The sequence below is a fragment of the Kitasatospora sp. NPDC048545 genome (assembly GCF_040651155.1).
In the GTDB taxonomy this organism is placed as follows: domain Bacteria; phylum Actinomycetota; class Actinomycetes; order Streptomycetales; family Streptomycetaceae; genus Kitasatospora.
Genome location: NZ_JBEZIQ010000009.1, coordinates 130,519 through 155,568, shown reverse-complemented (window position 1 = coordinate 155,568; position 25,050 = coordinate 130,519). Strand labels below are relative to the sequence as shown.

Here is a 25,050-nt window from a genome sequence, read left to right as displayed (position 1 = left end):
GATGGGGAGGGAGGCGTCAGACGGTGGGGGCGGGCTGCCCGAGCCAGGTCCGGGCGAGGGTCTGGACGGCGGAGCCGTCGGGGTCGGCGAGCTTGGCGGCCAGGTAGTCGGCGGCCCACGGGCCGGTGGGCACCCGGAACGGCGGGCGCCGTTCGCGCAGGGTCCGGACCACGACCTCGGCGACCTCCCGGGCCGGCTGGCCGGCCGACTCCCAGCCCTGTCCGCCGACCCAGTCGAGGTAGCCGGTGAAGGTGGGCGCGTACGGGCCGGACGCGGCGCCGAGGGTGGTCCGGTCGATGTCGGGGAAGACGCCGAACCGGGTGTCCGGGACGAAGCCGGGCACCACCACGGAGACCAGGACGCCGTGCGCCGCCGCGACCGGGGCGAGTGCCTCCATGAACCCCTCGACGGCGAACTTGGCCGCGCAGTACGCCTCGTTGAAGGGCTGGCCGACCACGCCGTGCACGCTGCCGAGAGTGACCAGCCGGCCGCCCGAGGCGCGGAGCAGCGGCAGTGCGGCCCGGCTGACCGCGGCGACGCCGAAGAAGTTGACCTCCAGGTTGGCGCGCAGCGCCGCGTCGGTGGACATCTCCACGGTCGGGTCGGAGTTGGACACCCCCGCGTTGTTGACGACGGCGTCGAGCCGCCCGTGCGCCGCCCGCACCGCGTCCAGGCAGGCGGTGACGGAGTCGGGGTCGGTGACGTCCAGTCGGCGGACGTCCAGGGTGACCCCGGCGGCCTCGGCGGCGGCGCGCAGCGGCCCGGCCCGGTCGGGCTCGCGCAGCGTCGCGACGGTGGTGTACCCGGCCCGGGCCGCGGCGACGGCGGTGGCCAGGCCGATGCCGGAGGAGGTGCCGGTGATCAGCAGGACCCGCCCGGCGGGGTCGGTGAGGTCGGTAGGGGCAGCGGGGTCGGTAGGGGCAGCGGGGTCGGTGAGGGCGGTGGGGCCGGTGTGCGGGTCGGTCATGCGCCGGCCTCCGGGAGCGCTCCGGGAGCGGACGCGGTGGCCTCGGCGGCCCGCTCGCGTTCGGCCGCGTCGAGCAGCGGCTGGAGGCCGAGGGCGGGGAGGAAGGAGCAGGCGGCGAGCAGGGTGCCGCCGGCCATCACCACCCGGGCGGCGTCCAGGATCCCGAGCGGGCCGGTGAGCAGCGAGACGGCCAGGCCGCCGACCAGCGCGGCGAGCGGGATCACGCCCCAGGTGACGGTGCGGAAGGCGGCGTGCATCACGCCCTGGTTGCGCGCGGACATCCGGGACTGCCGGGCGGGGGCGCTGCACACGTTGATGCAGGACATGAAGAAGCCGTAGCAGCCCATGGTCACCGCGATGACCGGTCCGGCGGGCAGTGCGGGCGCGGCGAGCACGCCGAGTCCGACCAGGCAGTGCAGCAGCAGCGACCAGGCCATCGTGCGGCCCAGGCCGAAGCGCCGGGAGAGCCGGGGTGCAACCAGTGCGCCGGCCAGCGCGCCCACCGCCGCGACCGACATGGCCGCGCCGAAGACACCGACCCGCACGTCCAGGCCGCGGTAGGCCAGGACGGGCAGCACGGTGACGAACACCGGCCCGCCGCAGTTGAGGGTGACGGCGGCCAGCACCACCCGGCGCAGCACCGGATCGGCCCAGTTGAGCCGGAAGCCCCTGGTCAGCCGCTCCCGGATCGACCCCGCCTCGACCGTCCGCTCGCCCCACGGGCGCATCGAGCGGAAGCAGGCCGCCGAGACGAGGTAGCTGGCCGCGTCGACCAGCAGGGCGGCCACGCCGAGCGCGCCGTAGAGGGCGGCGGCGACGGAGGGCCCGGCGACCTCGGCGACCGAGCCGCTGCCCTCCAGCCGGGAGTAGGCGCGGACCATGCCGTCCTCGGGCACCACGGCGGGGACGGCGACCAGGTAGCCGACGTTGAAGAAGATGGTCGCGCCGCTGATGACGGCCACGCAGCCGAACAGCAGCGGGGTGGAGAGCACGTCCAGCGCGTAGGCGAGCGGGATCGCCGCCACGGCGACCAGTCGGACCAGGTCGCAGACCAGCATCGTCCGGCGCTTGTCCCAGCGGTCGACCAGCACCCCGGCGACCGGCCCGAGCAGTGGGATCCCGAGGTACTGGGCCATCGCCACCACACCGACCTGGAGGGCGGAGGCGTGCAGCACGAAGATCATCAGAGTCGGGACGACGAACACGGTGACCTTGTCGCCGACCAGGCTGACGCTCTGTCCGGCCCAGAACACCGAGAAGCTCCGGCCGAGCGGCGCCGGGCGGGCGGGCGGCTGCGTGCCGCCCCGCGCGGCGTCCGCCGCGGGTGCCGCCGTCACGACTCCTCCCGTACGACCAGCGTCGCCGTCTTGCCGGTGCGGCCGTTGCTGACCAGTTCGCCGACCGGGCGGACTCGGAAGGACCCGGGGTCGTGCTGGAAGGCGGTGCTGAGGGTGAAGGTGGCGCCGAACAGCTCCTTGCGCAGCCGCTCGACGTCGGGGGCGGCACCGGGGCCGGCGGCCAGCACCAGCACCTCCACGGAGGCGGCCCGGCCGCCCTGCTCGGTGAGCACCACCTGGGCCCTGGCCACGCCCGGCTCGCGCTCCGCCCGGGCGATCAGCTCGTCCACGTCCAGCCCGAGACCGCGCACCTGGACGACGCTGTCGCGCCGGCCCAGGACGCGCATCGCCGGTTCCGGCCGGCCGCACGGGCAGGCGGTCAACTCGCCCGCGTCGCCGGTGCGGTAGCGCAGCACCGGGTTGAGCATCTCCGGGTCGAGGGTGGTGAAGTCCAGCAGGCCTCCGGCGTCGGCGTGCACCAGCTGGGACGGCAGCGGGTGGAAGACGTCCGCCGGGCAGTGCGGGGTGTTGGTGCCCACCACCCAGGTCTCGGTGCTGCCGAACATGCCCCAGCGGCGCGCCTGCGGCGCCACCGCCGCCAGGTCCTCCGTCAGCTGTTCCTGCCAGGCCTCGCCGAGCCACAACACCTTGCGCAGCGACGGCAGTTCGACCCCGGCGGCCCGGGCGTGCGCGAACCAGAGCCGCAGCACGCTGGGGGTGCCGCCGATGGCCGTCACCCGGCGCGCGGCCAGGAAGTCCAGCCAGTCGCCGTACTCCTCCCCGGCGACCGAGCCGAGCGCGATGATCCGGCAGCCGGAGAGGTCGGCGAGCGCGGCGGCGAGGAAGTGCGCGCCCCACATCCGCCCGGCGCCCCAGGCGTTGACGAACACGTCGGTGCGGTCGAGCGGTTGCCAGTGGGCGTGCACACCGGCCATGTAGAAGCCGGTGGGGGCGTAGCCGACCTTGGGGGCGCCGGTGCTGCCGCCGCTCTGGAACAGCCAGGTGGCGGAGTGCTCGGCGGCCGGTTCGAGGTGGGCGAGGGCGGTGTTGAGATCGTCCTTGGCGAGCGGCGGGAGTGCGGCGAGCTGCTCCAGGGACCCGGCGTCGAGGTGGCTCGGGTAGCGCGGGGCCAGTGCGGGGACGCTCCGCAGCCGCTCCAGGGTGCGTCGGGCCACGGGCAGCCGGGGCCCGGCGGCCTCGGGGGAGAGGGAGAAGGCGGTCATCGGCGGTCCGTCCGGTGGGCGGGGGAGGGGGTGAGGTCGAGGGTGAGCGGGCGGGCGCCGTCGGCCAGCCACTTCGCGTGGCCGTCCCGGCAGGCGGCGAAGCGGGCCCGGGTGACCTCCCGTTGCAGGGTGCGCTCCGGGTCGGTGAGGTCCGGGGCGATCACGCCGTCCGGCTCCAGCTCGGAGAACCAGTACCGCTCGCCGTCGTACAGGAAGTCGACGCAGAAGAACGGGATCGGCAGCCGCTCGGCGAACCAGGCGGTGGCGGCGGCGAGTTCGGGCGGCACCGGGGGGAACTCCATGGTGCCGCCGCGGCTGGCGTTGGCGACCGGGGAGCCGGGCTCGGGGGTGCGCTTCATCACCGCGTACGGCTGTCCGCCGACCACGTACACCCGGTAGTCGACGGTGCCGTCGCCCAGGTACGGCTGGACCACCAGGGTGGTGTCGCCGCCCTGGGCGAGGCTGGCCAGCCCTCGGACGTCCTCGGGGCCGCGGGCCAGGTTGATCCCGCCGCCGCCGCACCAGCCCGAGGGCTTCACGATGGCAGGGTAGGTCATGTTCCCGAGCGCGACCTCGTAGACGTGCTTGCCGGTGTCGCGCCCGGTCCCGATCCGCACGGTCGGGATGGTCGGCACCGGAGAGCCGGCCAGGAACAGCAGGGTGGCCAGCTTGTCGTTGCCGATCAGCGAGACCTGCGGCGGGAACGGCAGGTAGAAACCGGCCTGTTCGAGCACCGCGTAGAGCGCGTACTGGTTGAAGACGTCCATCGACTGGTACGGCAGCGAGTACAGCGCGGTGATGAACAGGGTGTCCTCGGGCGTGACGGGCTCGTCGTCCACGTACACCCGGGGGCGCCCCGGCCCGGTGGCGTCGACCGAGACCGCCTCCGGGGCGTGCCGGCTCCAGCGCAGTCCGAGGTCCGCGGCGCACTCGGCGTAGAGGTCCCAGAAGAACCCGTGCCACATCTCGGCCATCCGGGAGGACTCCCGGTCGGGGAAGATCCAGCACATCCGGCGCAGTCCGCCGGTCGGGGGGTGGGCGCTCATCGTGCTCCTCGGGCTGGGTCGGGCGTGCGGGCCGGTCCGGCGGGGTGGGGTGCGGCGGACGACCCGGCCCACCAGCGGCGGCCGGCCTCGGGAAGGGTGTCCACCGGGTCGTAGTAGGGGTGGCGCCGGTCGAGCGCGGCCTGCGGGCCGTCGCCGTCGGGCGTCGCGTCCAGGCCGGTGCGGTAGTTCTTGGTCCAGTAGGAGATGCCGCGCTCGCGGTCGTACTCCACCGCCTGGTGCACCCAGCGCTTGCCGACGCGCGGGACGTCGCACACCAGGCGCGGAGTGGCGTACCCGGGCATGTAGCCCATGATCGCCTCCTGGAGGTGCTGCGCCCGGTGCAGCGGGGTCCGCCAGTGCTCCGCGCCCGGGACGAGGTCGCAGAGGTAGAAGTAGTACGGCAGGACGTTCGCTTCGCCCTGCAGGGCGAAGCAGAGGTCCAGCAGGTCCTCCGGGGTGTCGTTGACGCCGCGCATCAGCACGCCCTGGTTGCGGACGTCCCGGACGCCCGCGTCCAGCAGAGCCCGGGCCGCCTCGGCGACCAGCGGGGTGACCGACCGGACGTGGTTGGCGTGGGTGTGCACCGCCAGGTTGACGGCGCGGCCGGCGGCGATCCCGGCGACCTTCGCCACTCCCTCCAGCACCCGGGGCTGCAGCCAGTGCTGCGGCAGGCCCACCACGGCCTTGCTGGCGAGGCGGATGTCGCGCACCGAGCCGAGCTCCAGCAGCCGCAGCAGGAAGGACTCCAGGCGCGGCCAGGGCACGTTGGCGACGTCGCCGCCGGAGACCACCACGTCGCGCACCGAGGGGGTGCGCTTGAGGTAGTCGAGCATCTGCTCCTGCCGGTCGGCGGGGCGCAGCAGCAGCCGGGTCTTGGCCACCTGGGGGGTGGAGGTGCCGACCAGGTCCATCCGGGTGCACTGCCCGCAGTACTGCGGGCAGGTGGCGGTCAGCTCGGCCAGCACCTTGGTGGGGTAGCGGTGGGTCAGGCCCTCGACCGCCCACATGTCCGCCTCGTGCAGCGAGTCCCGCTCGGCCAGCGGGTGGCTGGGCCACCGCGGGTGGCGGTCGGCGCGCACCGGCAGCATGTACCGGCGCACCGGGTCGGCCAGGAACGCCTCGGTGAAGGCGGCCGGGGTGATCGGGGCACCGGGTGCCATGGTGTTCAGGACCTGCGGTGGCAGCAGGATCGGCATGGTGGCGAAGTCGGCCTGGTCGGCGGCGAGTTCGTCGTAGAACCGGTCGGTGAGCAGGTCGCCGACGACCGCCCGCAGCTGGCGGGCGTTCTTGACGGAGTGGGCGCGCTGCCACTGGGCGTCGCGCCACTGCGCCTCGGTGACCTGCCGCCAGCCGGGCAGCCGGCGCCAGTCGGGCTCGACCAGCGCCGTCCGCGCGTACTGGTAGGGCTGGCGGATCACGGGGTGGTCCATGGTGGTCTACTGGCCGGCGAGGAGGGTGGCGTAGCGGGTGCGCAGCTCGCGCTTGAGCACCTTGCCGGTCGGGCCGAGCGGGAAGTCCGCCGCCGTCCGGGCGATCCGGACGGCGGCGAGCGCCGTCAGCCCGGCCGCAGCCAGCGCCCCGTTGGCCGCGGCCCGCACCGATTCGGCGTCGGTGTCGGTGGCGTCCTCCTGCAACTGCACCACAGCGATGGGGTGTTGGCCCGTGCCGGGGCCTGCCGGGACGCCGACCACCGAGCAGTCCCGGACCAGGTCCGCGCAGTCGGCCAGCAGCACCTCCTCGATCGGCAGGCTGTAGACCGGGCCGGCGGCGGTGTCGATGACGTCCACCGTGCGGTCGAGGTGGTAGAAGCGGCCGTCGGCGTCGCGGCGGGCGACGTCGCCGGTGAGCCAGTAGCCGGACAGCTCGAAGCTCGCGGTCAGCCGTTCGTCGTTCCAGTAGCCCGGGGTCAGGGAGGGGGAGTCCACGGCGAGCAACCCGACCGTCCCGTCCGGGACTTCAGAGCCGTCGAGGTCCAGGACGGCGGCCTTGCGGACCACCTCCAGCGGCTTGCCGACACAGCGGTCGTCGCGCGCGCTCTCCGGGGTGGTGACCTGACCGAACAGTGCCATGCCCATCTCCGAGGAGCCCAGTCCGTCGACGAACTGCGAACCGGGCAGGGCGGGTTGCTCGGCCTTCTGCTGCGGCAGCAGCCAGGGGCGGATCAGCCCGGCGGGCCGCTCCCCGAGGGTGACCAGCCGGCGGACGTGCCCGTGGTGCGCGCTGTCGCCGGTGTTGAACCAGGAGTGGACCCTGGCGGCGCCGCGCACCGGCAGCTCCCCGGTGGCCAGTTCGACGAAGGTGCGCGGGAAGGAGGCGACCATGGTCGGCTGGAACGCCTCCATCACCGGCTCCACCACGGTGCGCCGCCAGTCCGACATCACCACGACCGGCAGGCCCAGCAGGACGGCGGTGAGGAAGTAGCTCAGGCCGCCGGCGTGGGTGTGCGGCATCAGCGACATCAGCCGGTCGTACGGCTCGGCGGGGAAGCGCACCATGCGCGGCTGCTTGCCGTCCCAGAACCCGCGGTGCGCCAGCATGGTGGACTTGGGGGTGCCCGTCGTTCCGGAGGAGTGGATCAGCGCCACCACGTCGTCGGCGCCGTGCCGGTACGGGTGTTCGGCGGGCAGCTCGACGGCGGCGGCGTCGAAGGCCCGCACCTCGGCGGCGAGCGCGAGGAAGCGCGGACGGCGCCCGGGGTCCTCGCGGTAGGCGGCGGCCAGCCGGGTGGTGTCGTCGGCGACGACCCCGACCACCCCGACGTGGTCCAGGTAGCGGACCATCACGTCGTGCCGCATCGCGTCGTTGACCAGCGCGGGGACGGCGCCCAGCGAGGTGAGCGCGAGGAAGTGGAGCAGCGGCTCCAGGCCCTCGGCGATGACGACGGCGACCGGCTCGCCGGGGCGCACACCGTTGGCGTGGTACCAGGCGGCGTAGCGGTCGCGCAGGGTGACCAGGTCGAGCAGGCTGTGGCCGCGCAGCACGACCTCACCGCGGTGGTCTGTGCGGTGGGTGAAGACGAACGGGACGGACCGGTGGGGGTTCGCCGCGACCGCGTGGTCGAGGAAGTTGCCTGCCCCGAGGGCGGGTTCGGACATCAGCCGCTCCCGGGCGGCGAGGGGCGCGATGGGACTCTGGTCGCTCATGACGGTCTCCGGACGTGGGGTGCCGGGCGCGGGGTTCTCGTGGAACCGGCGCCTGGGGGAGGGGTGGGGGGAGCTGCTCGCAGGCCCGTCGGGGCGTGCGTGGGCGTGCGCGTGCGCGTGCGTGCGCGTGCGGGGGTGCGGGGGTGCGGTGGCGGGGAGTGGTGCGGAGGTGCCGGTGGGTGCGGTCGGGCTAGCCGCGGTCGAGGACCTCGGCGACCACCCGGTGGCCGGAGCGGATCGCGCCCTCCATCAGGCCGAAGAACGCGGTGCTGGTCTCGGTGCCGGCCCAGTGCACCCGGCGGTGCGGCGCGGTCAGCGTGGGGCCGAGCCGGGTCCAGTCCCCGGGCCCCAGCAGCGCGGCGTAACAGCCCCGGCTGAACGGGTCGTCGAGCCAGTCCGTGACGTGGAAACCGACCGGCTCGGGGAGCATCGGGAACAGCCGCCCGGCCTGGGCGAGGGTTTCGGCGCGCTGCTGCTCCGGGGTGAGCGCGCCGAACCGGTGGGCCTCGGCACCGGTGACGAAGCCGGTCAGGACGCCGATCCCGCCCTCGGGGGAGTCGTCCACGGTGGAGAGCAGCGGCCCCCGGGCGTTGACCGACCAGCCGGAGAGACCGTGGTCGCGCCAGACCGGCGCCGGGTACACCAGGTGCACCTTGACGGCGCAGCCGCGCGCGGTGCGCTCCCCGGCCCGGGGCACCGGCAGGGCGGGCTCGTACGCGATCGCGTCGGCGAGCAGCGGGGGCAGGGCCATCACCGCGACGTCCGCCCGGTACGCGCTCCGGTCGGTGCGGACGGTCACCGCGCGGTCGTCCTGGTGGACGGCCAGGACCGCCTCGCCCAGCCGTACCCGGTCACCCAGCCGCTCGGCCAGCCGCTCGCACAGCCGGTGGGCACCGCCGTCGATCCGGTCCTGCTGGGCGCCTCCGGCGAAGGCGTTGAGGTAGCGCAGACCGCCGCCGGAGCGCAGGTAGAAGGCGAGGTGCAGGACGGAGACGTCGGCGGGGTCGGCGGCGCACATCTCGCCCAGGAAGAGCGGGAAGAAGAGCCTGGCGTCCGGGTGGGAGAGGTGCTGCTCGGCCCACTCGGCGGCGGTCAGGGTGTCCAGCCGCTCGGCGTCCGGGGTCAGCCAGGGGGCCTCCGGCCTTACGGCGGCGGTGAGTTGGGCGAGGCGCTCGAAGAGGTCGCCGAGGGCGACGGCGTTGAGCGGCGGGAACCGGCCGTCCCGGGTGGCGGTGCCGGTGGCGGTCCGGTCCGCCGGGGCGCTGTCGGGGTCGGGATCGGGGTCGCGATCGGGGTCGCGATCGAGTGCGAAGCGGCTGGCGCCGAGCATCGTGGTGGGGGTGGTCTTGAGACCCAACTCCGAGGCCAGTGCGAGCAGTTCGGTGTGCCGGTCGCCCAGGTAGGCGGCGCCGCCGTCCACCCATGTGCCGGGGGCGGCTTCGATGCCGTGGGTGCGTCCGCCGACCCGGTCCCGGGCCTCCAGGACGGTGACGTCGAATCCGCGCGCCGCCAGTCCGGTCGCCGCGGTCAGCCCGGCGAGTCCGGCGCCGACCACGACGGCGGTGCCCCGGCGGTCCTCGCGGCCGTGGTCCTGGCGTCCGTGGCTCTGCTGTCCGTGGCTCTCGCGGCTGTGGCCCTGACGTCCGTCGCCCTCGCGTCTGTGGTCCTCGCTCATGCGGTGGTCGCGATGCGGTGCGCCAGGCGGGCCGGAGTGGGGGCGAGCAGGAAGTCGTCGAAGGTCAACTCGACACCGTGGGTGCGGGCGACCGCGCTCAGCACCCGGGTGGCGACCAGGGAGTCCCCGCCGAGGTCGAAGAAGTCGGAGTCGGCGGTGACGTCCTCGCGTTCCAGGACGCGCCGGAAGACGGCCTCCAGGTCGTCCGCTGTGGAACCGGTGCCGGTGTTCGGGCCGGCGGGGGTGGTGAGGTCAGTGCTCATGGGAGGTCTCCTTCGACCTGTCGGGGGAAGCCGCGTAGCGCAGGTGACAGCCGGCCCGGTCGATCTTTCCGCTCGGAGTGTGCACCAGTCGGGGCACGAGGGTGATCCGGCCCGGTACCAGGTGGCCGGGGACCCGGTCCCGCAGGAAGGACAGCAGTTCGCGGTCCAGCTGCCGGGCCCGGGTGTGCGGGCGCGCCACCACGTACGCCACCAGGGTGGTGCGGCCGGCCGCCGTGGTGCCGGTGACGGCGGCGGCGGTGACCTCGGGGTGGCCGGTGAGGTGCGCCTCGACCTCGGCCGGGTCCACCCGGATGCCGCGGACCTTCAACTCGCCGTCCAGGCGGCCCTGGTGGGTGAGCAGTCCGTCCGGGTCGCGGCTCATCCGGTCGCCGGTGCGGAAGAACCGCCCGCCGTCCAGGGTGGTGAACCGCGTCGAGGTCGCCTCGGGCAGGCCGAGGTAGCCGAGCGCGAGGGCAGGCCCGCCGATCAGCAACTCGCCCTGTTCGTCCAGGTGTTCGACGACGTGGGGCAGGGCGCGGCCGATCGGCGCGCGGGTGGTGCCGTCCCAGGTCCGCCCGGGCGCCAGCGGGCCGGCGAGGTCCACGGCGTGGGTGATCTGGGTGGTCTCGGTGCAGCCGTACGTGTTCAGCAGCCGGACCGCTCCGGTGGGCAGCCGGGCCCAGTCGGCCAGTCGGGCCGGTCCGGCGGCCTCTCCGCCGATCACCAACAGGCGCAGGCAGGAGGGCAGTCGGTCGCCCGAGTCGACCAGGTGGTGGACCAGTTCGTGCCAGAAGGCGGTCGGCAGGTCCAGCACGGTGATCCGTTCGCGCTCGACCATCCGCAGGAACCGGGGGAACGACCCGCTGTGCGCGTCCCGGTCCAGGACGAGGGCCGCACCCGTGGTGAGGGCCGGGAGGATCTCCTCGAAGCAGGTGTCCCAGTTGAGCGAGGCGAACTGGAGCACCCGGTCCTCGGGGGTGAGGCCGAACAGCTCGCCCAGGGCCCGGGCCGTGGTCGCGACGGCCCGGCGGGGTGTCACGACGGGTTTCGGCTGCCCGGTCGAACCCGACGTGAAGAGAATGTAGGCCGGTTGTTCCGGGTCGTTCCCGGCGGGGTTCGCCGGGGGGCGTCCCGGGGGGTCCCCGGTGAATTCGGGTGGTTCTGGTAACTCCCGTAATGGGAGGTCGAGTCGGAGGACGTCACCGGATCGTCCGGACACCGCGGAACGGCACCGTGCGGCCGCCGCCATGGCTTGTCGGCGGGCCGTCGGGAATGCCGGATCGACGGGGCAATAGGTGCCCCCGGCGGCCAGCACGCCGAGAAGTGCGACCACCGTTTCCGGGGTGTGGAGTGCCGGCACGGCGACCGTGCCGGGATCCGGGCCCAGGCGTGTGGCCAGGGCGTTCGCCGACTCCAGGAGCCGGCCGAAACTCAGGGCGTGTCCGTTGTGGACGATCGCCGGACGACGGGGATTTCGACGTGCGATTTCACTGAACACGTCGATCAGGTCGGGGACGACCCGGAGGGAACCACGATTATTTGACATGCCCGCCCCAAAATGGAGCCGAGAAGTGCTCATCCGTGCTCGGCGAACGGCGACTCTACCTTCGAACATGCGTGGCGACAATGGATGTTGAGGCTGTTCTTCCAAGGGGCCGTGACGGAACTGTGAACCACCTGTGGCCGCTGTGGTCGTTCGGGTGAGGACGGCGCTTCGGAAGCGATCTGACGAGGTGTCACAAAGTGCCGTTGCGTCAAACCCCGGTCGCGGAACGTCAGCCGGGCATCCCCGACGCCCTCCCGTCCGCACCGCCCGCCGAGCCGAACGCGTGCGGGGGCTTGCCCCGGCGTCCGCCGGTTCGCTTCACTACCGGACGGAAGGGGGCGCCACATGCTCGACTACGACACCGAGGCGCGGGCGTACGACGCCTCGCGCGGCGGTGAACCCCGGGCGGCCGCCGCCGCGACGGCCGTCGAACGGCTGCTGCCGGAGGGCGTCCGAACACTGCTGGACGTGGCCTGCGGCGCCGGCATCGTCACCGCCCGGCTGCGGCGACCCGGCCGCGCCTGTCCTTCCGGACCCGAGCGGGCCCGGCCTCGCCCCGAGCGGAGCCGCCCTCGCCCCGAGCGGGCCCGGCCTCGCCCCGAGCGGAGCCGCCCTCGCCCCGAGCGGGACGACGGACCGGCGCTGGCCGTCCTGGGCCACCTCGTGGTCGAGCCCGAGGCGGTCCGCGAACTCCACCGAGTCGGCTCCGGCCCGGCCGCCCACGGTGCGCCCGGCCGCCCACGGTGCGGAAACTCGGCTGGTACGAACGGTCCTTGGTGCGGAAGCAGGGCCTCCGGGGCGCCCGGAGTGTCGGGTTATAGTGCGCACGACAATCGTCAGGGGCGGGCGCCGACCCGCTCCGGCGATGACCTCGTCGGCCGCCCCGACGCAGGAACCGGCACCTCGTCACCGCGGTGCTTCCGCACCCCGAGAGGTCCGCCGCCCATGGCCGAAGCGCGCTTCAGCGTCCTGTCCGAGGAGTTCGACGCCGCACCCGAGCGGTACTTCGGGTGGCTGCGGAAGCATGCGCCGGTGCACCACGAGCCGGCGGTGGACGCCTACTTCGTCTCCCGCTACCGGGACGTCCGGCGGGTGCTGGAGGATCACGAGGCGTTCACCACCGAGACGTTGCAGCAGCGCGCCGAGCCCGTGATGCGCGGGCCCGTCCTCGCCCAGATGACCGGAGCGGAGCACACCGCCAAGCGGAAGATCGTCGTGCGGTCCTTCACCGGACCGGCGCTGCAGGACCACGTACGGACGATCCGCGCCAACGCCGCCGAACTGGTCACCCCCTTCCTGCCCACCGGACGGATCGACCTCGTCAACGACTTCGGCAAGCCCTTCGCCGTCCAGGTGATGCTGGACGTCCTCGGCCTGGACAAGGAGGACCGGCCCCGGGTCGCCGCCTGGCTGGCCGGTGTCGGCGAGTTCATCACGAGCGTCGGTCTGACCGACGAACGCCGCCGGCACTGCCTCGAACTCGCCGGGGAGCTGGAGGCCCACCTCGTCCCGGTCATCGAGCAGCGGCGCCGGCACCCGGGCGCCGACCTGATATCGACGCTGTGCACGGCCGAGTTCGACGGCGTCGCCATGACCACCCGTGACGTCACCGCGCTGGTCGTCAACGTCCTGGTGGCCGCCGTCGAGCCCGCCGACAAGACCCTCGGCCTGCTCTTCCGGCACCTGGTCGACCACCCGGAGCAGCTCGCGCAGGTCCGCCGGGACCCGGCCCTGCTGTCCGCCGCCGTCGCCGAGACCCTGCGCCTCACCCCGCCCGTCCGGCTGGTGCCCCGCCTGGCGGAGCACGACACCGAACTCTCCGGCACCGTCGTCCTCGCGGGCGCCACCGTCTTCTGCATGACCGGTGCGGCCAACCGCGACCCCGAGGCCTTCACGGCCCCGGACGTGTTCGACCTCCACCGGCCGGACCTGGGCACCGCCCGTTCGTTCACCGCCGCCGCCCAGCACCTGGCCTTCGGCACCGGACTCCACCAGTGCGTCGGCGCCGCCTTCGCCCGCGCCGAGATCGAGACCGTCGCGGCGCTGCTGCTCCCGCTGCTCGACCGGGTCCGTCACAGCCCCGGCTCCCGCTACCGGGAGACCGGCCTGTACACCCGCGGCCCCGTCGCCCTGCCGCTGGACTTCACCCCCGTCCACCACGGCGTACCCGGCCACCACGGCGTTTCCGGCCACGACGGCGTACCCGGCCAGGTCTGACGCCCGGAGCGGCCCGACGCGCGGCAGGGCCCGACACCCGGCCGCGCGGATGACCGGAATCCGGGCCTCGACTCGTGAAACCCGACGGACACCCACAGGTCCGGCACCGACACACGGAGAAGGGAGCCGTCATGGCGTCCGTCCAGGAGAGACTGAGCAACGCACGGGTCCAGGCCTTCATCGGCCGCGACGACGAACTGGAAGGCTTCGCGCGCGCCCTGGCCGGCGATCCGCAGTCCCCGTTCGTGTTCCACGTGGTCGGCCCCGGCGGCATCGGCAAGTCGACACTGCTGCGACGGATGGCGGACCGCGCCCGGGCGACGGGCCGGCCGCTGCTGGAACTGGACGGCCGCTTCGTGAGCCGGGACCCGGCCGACTTCGAACGGGCCGCCGCGCCGTTCCTGGAGGTGCCCGGGACGGTCCTGTTCGTCGACTCCTTCGAGCACTGCCAGTGGCTGGAGACCTGGCTGTGGCAGCGTTTCCTGCCCCGCGCCGCCGACGACACCCTGGTCGTCCTGGCGGGCCGGCTGGCACCGCAGCCGCAGTGGACCGCCGACCCCGCCTGGGCCGGGCTGCTGCAGGTCCGTGAACTGCAGCCGTTCTCCGCGGAGCAGGCCCGGAGCCTGCTGGCCGCGGCGCAGGTCCTGCCGCAGCTGCGCGAGCGGGTGCTGCGCTTCGCCGGGGGCAACCCGCTGGCGCTGTCGCTCGCGGCCGCCGCCAGGGCGTCGGACTGGAGCCGCGAGGACGTCTGGGCGCCCTCGGCCGACGTCCTGCGCACCCTGCTCTCCGGCCTGATCGGCGAGGTGCCGACGGCCGCCCACCGCCGCGCCCTGGAGCTGGCGGCGCAGGCCTACTCGACCTCCGAGGAACTCCTCGCCTCGGTGCTGCCCGAGGAGGACGCCCACCAGCTGTTCGGCTGGCTCCGGGGACTGCCCTTCATGGAGTCCACCCACCGCGGGCTCCACCCGCACGACGCCGCCCGCGAGACCCTGGCCGCCGACCTGCGCTGGCGCGCCCCCAACGCCTTCGTCGCGATGCGCCAACGCCTCGCCGAGGAGTACCTGCGCCTGCTCCGGGAGGCACCCGAGGAGCAGGTCTGGACCGTCACCGACGAGCTCTTCTACCTGTTCCGGGAGGGCGAGATCGTGGCACGCCTGCGCACCTGGTCCCGCGAGGACGAGGTGCACGACCGGCCGCTGCAGCCGGACGACCTCGACGTGGTGCTGCGCATGGCCGAGCAGACCGAGGGCCCGGCCTCGGCCGAGCTGGTCCGCTACTGGGCGCGACGCCAGCCGCAGGCCTTCAGCGTCTACCGCCTGGTGAGCACCGGCCGCGTGGTGGCGTTCACTGCCCGCCTCGCCCTGCCCGCCCCCGCCGACCCCGAGGACCTGGCCGCCGACCCGGTCGTGGCCGCGGCGTGGGCGTACACCGAGGCCACCGCGCCGGTGCGCCCCGGCGAGCACATCGGCATCAGCCGGTTCACGGTCTACCCCGAGCGGTACCAGGTGCCCTCCCGCGTGATCGACCTGAGCAGTTCCCGCGCCCAGGCCGAGTCCGCCCGGGCCCGCGCCCGTGCCTACGGCTTCGCGGTCTGGCAGGACGCCGACGCGTGGGCCGAGCGGGTCAGGGGCAGCCTCACCGACACCGGTGCCCGGCCGAGGGTCGGCGACCGCACCTACGGTGTGTTCGGGGTCGACTGGCGTCACGTCCCCGTCGAGACCTGGCTGCGGCACTTCATCTCGGCCACGGCCGTGCCCGTGCAGGAGGCGCCGTCGGCGGTCTCCCGCAGCGCCTTCGAGCAGGCCGTGCGGGAGGCCCTGGCGCACTGGCGCGACCCCGGGGCGTTCGCCGCCTGCGCGCTGCTGCGGGCCCGGCTGGCGGCCGACTCGGCCGATCCCGTCGAGGACCTGCGGGCGCTGCTGCGCGAGGCCGTGGACGAGCTCGCCCGGGACCCGCGCGGCGCGCGCGCCCGGGAGGCCCTGACAGCGGGCTACTTCTCCGGCGCGCCCACCCAGGAGGCGGCCGCCCGCCGGATGGGCCTCCCGTACGGGACCTACCGGCGACACCTGCGCCAGGGCCTGGACCTGCTCTGCGAAGCGCTCTGGCAGCGCGAGCTGCACGGCGCCGACTAGGCACCCGGGGCCCGGGGCCCGGCACCCGGCACCCGGGGCCGGGCACCGGGCCGGGCGTGCCGCCGGCCGTGCCCGACGGCGCGGTGGACAGGTGTGGACAGCGGTGGACAGTGCCCGTCCCCGTCAGCCCTGGCAGGTGGACAGCGCCCGCCCGGAAGCTGTGCGGCATGAACCTCGTACGCACACCGAAGGGGTCGGCGACCGGCCGTTCCCCGCGACCGGGAGCGGCGCTCGCGGCACTCGCCGCAGCCCAGTTCACGGTCATGCTCGCCACCTCGATCGTGAACGTCGCACTGCCCCAGATCCGCGCCGGGACCGGGCTGTCGGACGGCGCGGTCACCTGGGTGGTCAACGCGTACGGCCTGGCGTTCGGCGCGCTGCTGCCGGCCGGCGGACGCGCGGCGGACCTGCTCGGACGCCGCCGGGTGCTGATCGCCGGGGTCGGGCTGTTCGCGGCCGCCTCGCTGGCGGCGGGACTGGCCGCCACCCCGGAGGTGCTGATCACCGCCCGGGCCCTCCAGGGCCTCGCCGCGGCGGCGATCGCCCCGGCCGCGCTCGCCCTCGCCCTGGCGCAGGACCCGTCCGGCCCGGGGCGCGGCCGGGCCCTGGGGGTGTGGGGCGCGGTCTCCGGCGCGGGCGGCGCGGGTGGCGTCCTGCTGGGCGGGGTGCTCACCGAGGCGTGGGGCTGGTCCTGGATCTTCCACGCGGTCGCCCTCGGGTCGGCGCTGGTCCTCGCGGCCGTGGTCGCCCTCGTGCCGGCGGACGCCGGACCTGCGGCCGACCGGGGGTCCGGGCGGTTCGACCTGGCCGGCACCCTCACCGTCACGCTCGCCCTGACCTGCCTGGTCTGGGGCCTGACCACCGCACGGAGCGAGGGCTGGGGCGACGGCCGGGTCGTGGGCGCGCTGGCCGCCGCGGTCGCCCTGCTCGTGGCCTTCGCCGTGATCGAGCGCCGCCGGCCGAACGCGCTGATACCGCCGAGACTGCTCACCACCGGGCGGGTGGCCACCGGCAACCTCCTGATGGCCCTGCTGGGCTCCGTGTGGATCGCCCTGTTCTTCTTCCTGCCGCTCTACCAGCAGCAGGTCCTCGGATCGGGGCCGCTCGCGACCGGGGCGAGTCAACTCCCGCTCGCCGGGGCCAACATGCTCGGCGCCTCGCTGGCGCCGCGGATCGCCCGGCGGTTCGGCGCGACCACGACCGCGGCCGCCGCGCTGCTCACCGAGGCCGCCGGTCTGCTGTGGCTGTCCCGGATCGGCGCCGAGGGCAGCTACGCCACCGACGTCCTCGGCCCCAGCCTTCTGATCGGCCTGGGCCTCGGCACCGCCTTCGTCCAGCTCACCGCGCTGGCGGTGGAGGGCGTCCCGCCCCGGGACGCCGGGCTGGCCGGCGGACTGGTCAACACCACCCGTCAGGTGGGCGGCGCGATCGGCCTGGCCGTCCTGACCACCCTCGCCGGGTCCGTCACCGCCCACGCGGCCGTTCACGGGTCCCATCCGGAGGCGCTCACCGCCGGCTACCGCGCCGCCTTCGCGGTCTCGGCCGCCGTGCTGACGGCCACCGCGCTGCTCGCGCCGCTGCTCGTCCGGTGCACCGGCGGGAAGGCGGTCGCGGCCGCCGCCCCGTCGCTGCCCGATCACCGCGAACCCCGGGTCGGACGGACCGCCGCCTGACCCGGCCGACCTCACCGGCCCGTACCGCACGCCACCGACCCGCACGCCACCGCACCCCACCGACCCGCACCCCACCGACCCGCACCCCACCGATCCGGACCGACCCGCACCCCACTGCCCGGAACCGTCCGGACAACCGTCACATCCATCGAGAGGAAGCCGCCATGACGGCCCAGAAGCCCTATCTGACCGGCCACTACACGCCCGTCGTCGACGAGGTCACCGCCACCGGGCTGACCGTCGAGGGCACCCTGCCCCCCGAGCTCACCGGCCGGCTGGTCCGCAACAGCCACAACCCCAAGCCCGGTGTCACCCCGACCCACTGGTTCAAGGGCAGCGGCATGGTCTACGGCCTGAGGCTGCGCGACGGACGCGCCGAGTGGTACCGCAACCGCTGGGTGCGCACCCCCGCGCTGGACGGTGCGCCGTACATGACCGAGCACGGCCCGGACCTGACCGCCAGCGCCGCCGGCACCCACGTCATCGAGCACGGTGGGCGCCTGCTGGCGCTGTGCGAGGCCAACCTTCCCTTCGAGCTGACGCCGGAACTGGAGACCGTCGGGGCCTACGACTTCGGCGGGAAGCTGCGCACCGCGATGACCGCCCACCCCAAGGTCGACCCCGTCACCGGCGAACTGCACTTCTTCGGCTCCTCGCCCGTCCCGCCGTTCCTCACCTACCACGTCGCCGACGCCAAGGGCCGGATCGTCGACAGCGTGGAGGTGCCCGGGGCGAGCGCCTCGCTCAAGCACGACTTCGCGATCACGCGCGGCCACGTGGTGTTCGTCGAGGGGTCCGTCACCTTCGACCCCACCGAGCACTCGGGGATCCCGTACGGCTGGAAGGACGAGCAGCCGGCCCGGATCGGCGTGATGCCGCGCGGCGCGGACGGCGCCCGGAACATCCGGTGGTTCTCCATCGAGCCGGGCAACATGCTGCACGTCTCCAACGCCTACGAGGACGCGCGCGGCCGGATCGTCCTGGAGGGACCGACCGTCGACCGCGAGGGCTTCGCCCTGTCCTGGAACTGGTGGACCGGGGCGCCGGGGCGCGGCAGCGAACCCGTCTCCCGTTCCTACACCCGCCGTTGGCTCGTCGACCCGGTGGCCGGCACCGTCGACGAGCGGATCATCGACGACCTGCCGGTGGAGTTCCCGACCCTCAACGAGGAGTACCTGGGCGCCGAGAACCGCTACCAGTACGCCGTCTCCTTCCCCGACGAGACGGGTCAGGGCAGCTACGGCGTCGTCAAGTACGACCGGGTCACCGGCGCCCGTCGCATCCGCCGGATCGGCGACGCCCGGATGCCCAGCGAGGCCCTGTTCGTCCCGGCCGCCGACGCCACCGGTGAGGACGACGGTTACCTGCTCACCGTCGTGACGGACCTCAAGCAGGATGCCTCCCAGCTCGTCGTCCTGGACGCCGCCGGCCTCGACCAGGTGGCCACCGTGCACCTGCCGCACCGGGTGAGCGCGGGCCTCCACGGGTCCTGGATCCCGGACGACGGCCCGGGCGCCCCGCAGGCCTGACCCTGCGCCGTCCGGCCTCCACCCGGTGGCCGGACGGCTCCCGGGTTTCCGCCCGGGACGCCCGGTCGGCTTCCCCTGCCCCGGGGCAGGGGAAGCCTCCGCCACCGGGGCGGGCCTCAGGATCCGACCGGAGCCTCCCAGGACAGCCGGGTGCCGCCGCCCTCTCCCGGGCCGACCGTGAAGGACCCGCCGACCCGCTCGGCCCGCTCGGCGAGGTTACGCAGGCCGCTGCGCCGCCCGCCCTCGGGCACACCCACGCCGTCGTCGGCGACGATCAGCACCACCCGCCCGGCGAGGGCGCGCAGCGTCACCTCGACCCGGGAGGCGTGCGCGTGCCGGGCGGCGTTGCTGAGCGCCTCGGCGAGGACGGCGACCACGTGCTCGGCCAGTTCCGGCGGCACGTCGGTGTCCAGCAGGCCCTCCATGCTCAGCCGGGGCGCGAAGCCGAGCGTGCCCTGCGCCTCGGTGACCGCCCTGGTCGCCCGGGCGCGCAGCCCGCGGTCGGGCTCGCTGTGGGCGCGGAGGCCGAAGATGGTCGAACGGATGATCTTGATGGTCTCGTCCAGGTCCGCCACCGCCCGGGCCACCCGGTCCGCAGCGGCCGGACTCTCGATCAGCCGGCCCGCGCTCTGCAGCGTCATACCGGTCGCGAACAGCCGCTGGATCGCCAGGTCGTGCAGGTCCCGGGCGATCCGGTCGCGGTCCTCCAACAGGTTCAACTGCTCGGCGTCACGCCGCCGTTCGGCCAGCTCCAGGGCCAGCGCGGCCTGATCGGCGAAGCCCAGCAGCGGGCCCGTCTCCTCCGGCCCGAAGGCCGGCTGCCCCTGTGCCCGGGCCAGCAGCAGCACACCCCGTCCGTACCCGGCACCGGTGCCCAGCGGCACCGCCACCGCCGCACCCAGCCCGTCGAAACGGCCCGCCGGACCGGCCGGGAACCGGGCGTCGCCGGCCAGCTCGTCCGTGGTGACCGGCGAACCGGAGGCGTACGCGGCACCGGACAGCGTGCCGTCCACCGGCACCGTCACCCCCAGCCGCGCCGACGGCGCGCCGCCCAGCGCGACCTCCACGGCCAGCTCCTCGGCCCGCTCCTCCGGCCCCGCCAGCGCCACCGAGACGTCCGCCAGCTCGGCGCCGGATATCTCCCGGGCCCGCCGGGCGATCAGCTCGACGACCTCCAGCCGCGGCGCGCCGGACAGCAGACTGCGGGTGATCTCGGTGCTCGCCCGCAGCCAGCGCTGGCGCAGCTGCGCCTCCTCGTACAGCCGGGCGTTGTCGATCGCCACCCCGGCCGCGACCGCCAGGGTGGCGATCACCGCCTCGTCGTCCTCGTCGAAGTCCAGCCCGCCGCGCTTGTCGGTCAGGTAGAGGTTGCCGAACACCTCGCCGTGCACCCGCACCGGCACCCCGAGGAAGGTGTGCATCGGCGGGTGGTTCGCCGGGAAGCCGGCCGAGGCCGGGTGGTCCGACAGCACCGGGCAGCGCAACGGCTGCGGCTCACGGATCAGCTCCCCGAGGATGCCCCGGCCGGACGGCGGCGGGCCGATCTCGGCCATCTCCTCCTCGGTCAGACCCACGGTCAGGAACTGCGACAGCGAGTGCCCGTCCGGCCCGATCACCCCCAGCGCCCCGTACCGGGCGTCCACCAGGTCCGCGGCCGCCTCGACGATCCGGTGCAGTGCCTGCGCCAGGTCCAGCTCACGCCCGACCGCGAGCACCGCCTCCAGCAGGCTGTGCACCCGGTTCTGCGTCCCGCGCGCCGCGTCGATCCGCCACTGGAGTTCCTCCAGCAGCTCGTCCAGGCGCAGCCGGGGCATCCGCGCGCCGCCGTCCGCTCCGCCCACCGTCGTCCTCCTCGTCGTCCCGCTCCCGTCCCGCCCCGGCGGGCCCCCGCCCCCGACCCGGCCCGGTCGGCATCCGACCAGCGGGATTGCCCTGTTCACGGTAGTGGCAGGGTGTCGCCGGAGTGTACGGCGGGGTCGGTCGTAGGCTCCGCGGGCGGGCCTTTCGTCCCGTCGCCGAGGGTCCTGCGGCCTCTGTCGCGGCGCCGGACGCGGCTGCCAGGGTGGGGGAGGAGCGGACGGGGCGTCAGGACTCCCCGCCGCCAGCGCCGAACCATCGAGTGCCGACACCGTGGAGGAACGCTCATGACCGAGCGAAGCGAGCTGACGTCGACCGTGCTGGCCGGGGTCGACGGGTCGCCGCAGAGCGCCGCCGCCGCCCACTGGGCCGCCGAGGAGGCGGTGCGCCGCGGCGGGACCCTGCGGCTGGTGCACGCCTGGCCGTGGCTGACCGACGGCGTGTCCACCTTCGCCGAGCCGGACGACCTGCCCGACGCCGTCCAGCGGACCCTGGCCGAGGCGTCCGAGGACATCCGCGGGCGCCACCCGGAGCTGGACGTGCGGACCGACGCGGTACTGGACGCGCCGGTCGACGGCCTGGTCGCCGCCGCCGCGGACGCGGGGCTGCTGGTGCTCGGCTCGCGCGGCCGCGGCGGCTTCACCGGACTGCTGCTCGGTTCGGTCAGCCGGTCGGTGGCCGGACGCAGCGCCGTGCCGGTGGTCGTGGTGCGCGACACCGGGGAGAGCGCGCCGGGCACGGCCGAGGTGGTGGTCGGCGTCGATGCGCACGACCCGGAGGAGGAGGTGCTCGACTTCGCCTTCCACGAGGCGGTCCTGCGCGGCGCCCGGCTCCGGGCGGTGCACGGCTGGGAGCTCCCGCCGCTGTTCGGGTACGCCGGCGGGGCCGTCCCGGCGGGCGAGATCGGCCAGTTGGAGGCGCTGGAGACCAAGCTGCTCTCGCTCGCCCTGGCCGGGCCGCGCGAGCAGTACCCGGGCGTGGACGTGGTCGAGGAGGTCCGGCTGGGCGAGGCCCGCGCGCTGGTCGAGGCCTCCGCCGGGGCCTCGCTGGTGGTGATCGGCCGGCGCCGCCGCCCGATCGACGTCGGCCCCCGGCTCGGCCGGGTCGCGCACGCGGTGCTGCACCACGCCGAGGCGCCGGTCGCGGTCGTCCCGCACGGGTGAGGTGACCGGTCGCCGCGTACCGAACGCCGCGGCTCAGCGCGGCCGGTCCGCCGCCGCCAGCACCCGGGCCCTGAGCCGGAGTTCGGGGCTGTGGCGGAAGGTGAGGGTGAACCCCGCCCACTGGCCTTCCCGCAGCGGCGGCGGGTCGGCGATCATCAGGTCCGCGTCCTCCGGGGACATCACCAGTTCGCCGCGGCCCGGGACGGGCAGCGCCGGGACCGGCTCCCAGCGGCCCGCCGCGCCCTGGTGGAGGTGCCGCTTCAGGGTGATCCTCCCGCCGAACTCCCATTCGGCGCCGATCAGTTCGTCCGGTACGTCGCCCGGGTTGCGGATCGTGAAGAAGGCCGCTGTGGCCGGGGCGGCGCCCGCCGCCGGCAGCAGCACCCAGCCCGGTGCGGCCTCCACCGGGCGGGTCCGGCCGGCCCCGCCGGCCGCCGTCCACCCGGTGAGCAGGACCAGCGCCAGAGCCGCCGCGCCGACCGGTGGGCCGGCGACCTTCAGCCGTTCGAACACGCTCACCGCCGCCCGCCCTTCCGGCCGCCGAAGCCGGTGCCGCGTCCCGGGCCGCCCCGGCCGGGCTCCCAGGTGCGCAGCCGCAGGCTGTTGCCCACCACGAGCAGCGAGCTGAGCGACATCGCGACTGCCGCCAGCATCGGGTTGAGCAGCCCGACCGCGGCCAGCGGGATCAGCACCAGGTTGTAACCGAAGGCCCACAGCAGGTTGGCCCGGATCGTCGCGAGGGTCCGGCGCGCCAGCCGTACGGCGTCCACCACCGCCTCGACGTCACCGCGCACCAGGGTCAGCCCGGCCGCGCCGATCGCGGCGTCGCTGCCCGAGGCCAGCGCCACCCCGAGGTCGGCCGAGGCCAGGGCGACCGCGTCGTTGACGCCGTCGCCGACCACCGCCACCGTCCGCCCGGCGGCGCGCAGGTCGGCCACCACCTCGGCCTTGCGCTCCGGCGAGGCCGAGTCGTGCACCCGCTTGATGCCCAGCTCCTGCGCCACCGCCCGGGCGGCGCCCGGGCCGTCCCCGGTCAGCAGGACGGTGTCCAGGCCCATCCCGCGCAGCCGGTGCAGCGCCCGCCAACTGCCGGGGCGCAGCGTGTCGCCGACCGCCAGCACGGCCGCCGGCTCCCCGTCCAGTTCGACCGCGACGGCCGTACGGCCCGCGTCCCCGGCCCGTGCCACGGCCTCGGCCAGCACCGGCGGCAGCACGGCGCCGTCCGGACGGACCACCCGGACGGCCCGGCCCTCGACCGTTCCGGACACCCCGAGCCCGGCGACGGCCGCGAAGCCGTCCACCGGCGGCAGGGCGCCGCAGCGTTCCCGGGCCGCCGCCGCGACGGCCCGCCCGATCGGGTGCTCGGAGCGGTGCTCGACCGCGCCCGCGAGCCGCAGCGCCTCCCGCGCCCCGGCGTCGTCGGGCGCGTCGGTCCGGTCGGGCCCGGCGCCGCCGGCGGCGGTCACCTCGGCCAGCTCCATCCGGCCGGTCGTCAGCGTCCCGGTCTTGTCCATCACCACGGTGTCCACCCGGCGCAGGCTCTCCAGCACCTCCGGGCCGCGCACCAGCACGCCCAGCTCCGCGCCCCGCCCGGTCGCCGCCAGCAGCGCCGTCGGCGTCGCGAGGCCGAGCGCGCACGGGCAGGCCACCACCAGCACCGCGACGGCTGCCGTCACCGCCGCCTGCGGGGCCGCGCCCGCGCCCAGCCAGAAGCCCAGTACGGAGGCCGCGACCGTCAGCACGCAGGGCACGAACACCCCGGCCACCGCGTCCGCCAGCCGCTGCGCCCGGGCCTTGCCGGCCTGCGCGTCCGCCACCAGGGCGGTGATCCGGGCCAGCCGGGTGTCCGCGCCGACGGCCGTCGCCCGGACCACCAGCGCGCCGCCGACGTTCACCGTCGAGCCCGCCACCCGGTCCCCGGGGCCGACCTCGACCGGTACGCTCTCCCCGGTCAGCAGGCTCAGGTCGAGCGCCGAACCGCCCTCCACCACCACTCCGTCGGTGGCCACCCGCTCACCCGGGCGCACCACGAACTCCTGCCCGGGCAGCAGCAGTTCGACCGGCACCAGGCGCTCCTCGCCGTCCGCCCCGCGCAGGCACACCCGCTTGGCGCCCAGCTCGGCCAGCGCCCGCAGCGCGGAACCGCTGCGCCGCCGCACCCGGCCCTCCAGCAGCCGCCCGGCCAGCACGAACAGCGGCACCCCGACCGCCGCCTCCAGGTACACGTGCGCTGCGCCACCGCCGTCCGCGGTCAGCGAGAACGGCATCCGCATGCCCGGATCCCCGGCCCCGCCGAACACCAGCGCGTACGCCGACCACCCGAAGGAGGCCACCACCCCCAGGCTGACCAGGGTGTCCATGGTCGCCGCCGCGTGCCGCAGCCCCTGCCACGCCCGCCGGTGGAACGCGGCCGAACCCCAGGTGACCACCGGGACGGCCAGCCCGAAGCACACCCACTGCCAGGCGGTGAACTGCAGCGCGGGCACCATCGACAGCACCAGCACCGGGACGGCGAGCAGCGCGGTCACCAGCAGCCGCAGGCGCTCGTCCGGCTCCTCCGCCGCCACCGCCCCGACCGGCACCCCCTCGGGCACCGGCTCGGCGGTGTACCCCGCCCGCTCGACCGCCGCCACCAGCTCGGCGACCGGCACCCCGGCCGGGTGCAGCACCCGGGCCCGGCCGGTCGCCAGGTTCACCCCGGCCGTCACCCCGTCGATCCGGCCCAGCCGCTTCTCCACCCGGCCCACGCACGCCGCGCAGGTCATCCCGCCGACCGCCAGGTCGGTGGAGACCAGGGCCGCGGGCTCCGCGACGGCGCTCACCGCATCCCGCCCATGCCGTGCCCGTTCATTCCCGGCGACGCCCCGCCCCCGCTGCCCGGCCGCAGCCCGGGCGACACCGGCCCCACCTGCCGGCCCACTCCGTAGGCCACCACGAACACCACCACCAGCAGCAGGGCGAACCCCGCCAGCACACTCGACGGCCGGACACCCGGCGATTTCGCACTCACCTCCCAGCAGTCGGACGGGCCCCGCGATCGGTTCCCGTACGGTCCGAAATCCCCGCGGCGAAGTCGCCGAACTAAATCGGATGACGGACCGCCACCCGGCCCGGTAGCGTCCGGGACGGCGCCTCCCGATGCGCCCGGCCCCGGTTACTTCCTCTGACAGCAACACAAGTGCCACCGGTGCCACTTCCGATCCCGGGAGGCGCCCGCTTCGGCGTGTGCCCGTGTCGGCCCGCGCCCGTCCGCGCGTGCGCCCGCACCGCACCCCGAAC

Annotated in this window: 18 protein-coding genes; 5 read left to right on the top strand and 13 right to left on the bottom strand. The window is 75.1% G+C overall.

The features are described 5' to 3' along the window. Positions 1-16: 16 nt before the first annotated feature. From AB0D10_RS11690 to AB0D10_RS11650, 9 genes are all read right to left on the bottom strand, one after another. Positions 17-967, bottom strand: coding sequence for an SDR family NAD(P)-dependent oxidoreductase (locus AB0D10_RS11690; protein ID WP_360254458.1), 951 nt, complete (start codon positions 965-967; stop codon positions 17-19). Next, positions 964-2,304 carry an MFS transporter gene (locus AB0D10_RS11685; RefSeq protein WP_360254456.1) on the bottom strand — a complete coding sequence of 447 codons (1,341 nt, stop codon included), beginning with the start codon at positions 2,302-2,304 and terminating at the stop codon, positions 964-966. Before AB0D10_RS11685 ends, AB0D10_RS11690 begins: the two co-directional genes overlap by 4 nt. Beyond that, the gene (locus AB0D10_RS11680; protein ID WP_360254455.1) at positions 2,301-3,527 is read right to left on the bottom strand and encodes an AMP-binding protein; all 1,227 of its coding nucleotides are present in this window, start codon (positions 3,525-3,527) and stop codon (positions 2,301-2,303) included. The genes AB0D10_RS11685 and AB0D10_RS11680 overlap by 4 nt, the downstream gene beginning before the upstream one ends. Then, positions 3,524-4,573: a hypothetical protein gene (locus AB0D10_RS11675; RefSeq protein ID WP_360254453.1), complete on the bottom strand. Its 1,050-nt coding sequence runs from the start codon at positions 4,571-4,573 to the stop codon at positions 3,524-3,526. The genes AB0D10_RS11680 and AB0D10_RS11675 overlap by 4 nt, the downstream gene beginning before the upstream one ends. After that, a complete protein-coding gene (locus tag AB0D10_RS11670) occupies positions 4,570-6,003 on the bottom strand; it encodes a lysine 2,3-aminomutase (protein ID WP_360254451.1) in 1,434 nt (477 codons plus the stop codon). The genes AB0D10_RS11675 and AB0D10_RS11670 overlap by 4 nt, the downstream gene beginning before the upstream one ends. 6 nt (positions 6,004-6,009) lie before the next feature. Continuing rightward, a complete protein-coding gene (locus tag AB0D10_RS11665) occupies positions 6,010-7,716 on the bottom strand; it encodes a class I adenylate-forming enzyme family protein (protein WP_360254449.1) in 1,707 nt (568 codons plus the stop codon). A gap of 190 nt (positions 7,717-7,906) precedes the next feature. After that, positions 7,907-9,391 (bottom strand): FAD-dependent oxidoreductase, encoded by a 1,485-nt coding sequence (locus AB0D10_RS11660; RefSeq protein WP_360254447.1) that lies wholly within the window; start codon positions 9,389-9,391, stop codon positions 7,907-7,909. Next, positions 9,388-9,654 carry an acyl carrier protein gene (locus AB0D10_RS11655; RefSeq protein WP_360254445.1) on the bottom strand — a complete coding sequence of 89 codons (267 nt, stop codon included), beginning with the start codon at positions 9,652-9,654 and terminating at the stop codon, positions 9,388-9,390. Before AB0D10_RS11655 ends, AB0D10_RS11660 begins: the two co-directional genes overlap by 4 nt. Then, positions 9,644-11,200 (bottom strand): AMP-binding protein, encoded by a 1,557-nt coding sequence (locus tag AB0D10_RS11650; protein WP_360254443.1) that lies wholly within the window; start codon positions 11,198-11,200, stop codon positions 9,644-9,646. The genes AB0D10_RS11655 and AB0D10_RS11650 overlap by 11 nt, the downstream gene beginning before the upstream one ends. A 945-nt stretch (positions 11,201-12,145) precedes the next feature. Between AB0D10_RS11650 and AB0D10_RS11645 the strand changes: the two genes are divergently transcribed. From AB0D10_RS11645 to AB0D10_RS11630, 4 genes are all read left to right on the top strand, one after another. Next, complete coding sequence (locus AB0D10_RS11645) at positions 12,146-13,417, top strand: cytochrome P450 (RefSeq protein ID WP_360254441.1); 1,272 nt, start codon at positions 12,146-12,148, stop codon at positions 13,415-13,417. A gap of 131 nt (positions 13,418-13,548) precedes the next feature. After that, entirely contained in the window at positions 13,549-15,549 is a 2,001-nt protein-coding gene (locus tag AB0D10_RS11640) for an ATP-binding protein (protein WP_360254439.1), read from the top strand. A 167-nt stretch (positions 15,550-15,716) separates the two neighbouring features. Next, a complete protein-coding gene (locus AB0D10_RS11635; protein ID WP_360254437.1) occupies positions 15,717-17,222 on the top strand; it encodes an MFS transporter in 1,506 nt (501 codons plus the stop codon). A gap of 164 nt (positions 17,223-17,386) precedes the next feature. Further along, positions 17,387-18,751, top strand: coding sequence for a carotenoid oxygenase family protein (locus tag AB0D10_RS11630; RefSeq protein ID WP_360254435.1), 1,365 nt, complete (start codon positions 17,387-17,389; stop codon positions 18,749-18,751). A 116-nt stretch (positions 18,752-18,867) separates the two neighbouring features. On the opposite strand, the gene AB0D10_RS11625 is transcribed toward AB0D10_RS11630, so the two are convergent. Continuing rightward, a complete protein-coding gene (locus AB0D10_RS11625; protein ID WP_360254555.1) occupies positions 18,868-20,565 on the bottom strand; it encodes a GAF domain-containing protein in 1,698 nt (565 codons plus the stop codon). A gap of 330 nt (positions 20,566-20,895) precedes the next feature. Here AB0D10_RS11625 and AB0D10_RS11620 point away from each other — a divergent pair, with 330 nt between their 5' ends. After that, the gene (locus AB0D10_RS11620; protein ID WP_360254433.1) at positions 20,896-21,771 is read left to right on the top strand and encodes a universal stress protein; all 876 of its coding nucleotides are present in this window, start codon (positions 20,896-20,898) and stop codon (positions 21,769-21,771) included. Between the two features lie 33 nt (positions 21,772-21,804). On the opposite strand, the gene AB0D10_RS11615 is transcribed toward AB0D10_RS11620, so the two are convergent. The 3 genes from AB0D10_RS11615 to AB0D10_RS11605 are packed head-to-tail and all read right to left on the bottom strand — an operon-like array spanning position 21,805 to position 24,781. Beyond that, positions 21,805-22,290 carry a copper chaperone PCu(A)C gene (locus tag AB0D10_RS11615; RefSeq protein ID WP_360254431.1) on the bottom strand — a complete coding sequence of 162 codons (486 nt, stop codon included), beginning with the start codon at positions 22,288-22,290 and terminating at the stop codon, positions 21,805-21,807. Continuing rightward, a complete protein-coding gene (locus AB0D10_RS11610) occupies positions 22,287-24,593 on the bottom strand; it encodes a heavy metal translocating P-type ATPase (protein WP_360254429.1) in 2,307 nt (768 codons plus the stop codon). Before AB0D10_RS11610 ends, AB0D10_RS11615 begins: the two co-directional genes overlap by 4 nt. Then, complete coding sequence (locus tag AB0D10_RS11605; RefSeq protein WP_360254427.1) at positions 24,590-24,781, bottom strand: hypothetical protein; 192 nt, start codon at positions 24,779-24,781, stop codon at positions 24,590-24,592. The genes AB0D10_RS11610 and AB0D10_RS11605 overlap by 4 nt, the downstream gene beginning before the upstream one ends. Between the last annotated feature and the right edge of the window lie 269 nt (positions 24,782-25,050).

Bases quoted from the DNA above. Each gene is read 5' to 3' on its own strand.
- AB0D10_RS11690 (WP_360254458.1), bottom strand. From the start codon at position 967: ATGACCGACCCGCACACCGGCCCCACCGCCCTCACCGACCCCGCTGCC.
- AB0D10_RS11680 (WP_360254455.1), bottom strand. From the start codon at position 3,527: ATGACCGCCTTCTCCCTCTCCCCCGAGGCCGCCGGGCCCCGGCTGCCC.
- AB0D10_RS11675 (WP_360254453.1), bottom strand. From the start codon at position 4,573: ATGAGCGCCCACCCCCCGACCGGCGGACTGCGCCGGATGTGCTGGATC.
- AB0D10_RS11670 (WP_360254451.1), bottom strand. From the start codon at position 6,003: ATGGACCACCCCGTGATCCGCCAGCCCTACCAGTACGCGCGGACGGCG.
- AB0D10_RS11665 (WP_360254449.1), bottom strand. From the start codon at position 7,716: ATGAGCGACCAGAGTCCCATCGCGCCCCTCGCCGCCCGGGAGCGGCTG.
- AB0D10_RS11660 (WP_360254447.1), bottom strand. From the start codon at position 9,391: ATGAGCGAGGACCACAGACGCGAGGGCGACGGACGTCAGGGCCACAGC.
- AB0D10_RS11655 (WP_360254445.1), bottom strand. From the start codon at position 9,654: ATGAGCACTGACCTCACCACCCCCGCCGGCCCGAACACCGGCACCGGT.
- AB0D10_RS11650 (WP_360254443.1), bottom strand. From the start codon at position 11,200: ATGTCAAATAATCGTGGTTCCCTCCGGGTCGTCCCCGACCTGATCGAC.
- AB0D10_RS11645 (WP_360254441.1), top strand. From the start codon at position 12,146: ATGGCCGAAGCGCGCTTCAGCGTCCTGTCCGAGGAGTTCGACGCCGCA.
- AB0D10_RS11640 (WP_360254439.1), top strand. From the start codon at position 13,549: ATGGCGTCCGTCCAGGAGAGACTGAGCAACGCACGGGTCCAGGCCTTC.
- AB0D10_RS11635 (WP_360254437.1), top strand. From the start codon at position 15,717: ATGAACCTCGTACGCACACCGAAGGGGTCGGCGACCGGCCGTTCCCCG.
- AB0D10_RS11630 (WP_360254435.1), top strand. From the start codon at position 17,387: ATGACGGCCCAGAAGCCCTATCTGACCGGCCACTACACGCCCGTCGTC.
- AB0D10_RS11625 (WP_360254555.1), bottom strand. From the start codon at position 20,565: ATGCCCCGGCTGCGCCTGGACGAGCTGCTGGAGGAACTCCAGTGGCGG.
- AB0D10_RS11620 (WP_360254433.1), top strand. From the start codon at position 20,896: ATGACCGAGCGAAGCGAGCTGACGTCGACCGTGCTGGCCGGGGTCGAC.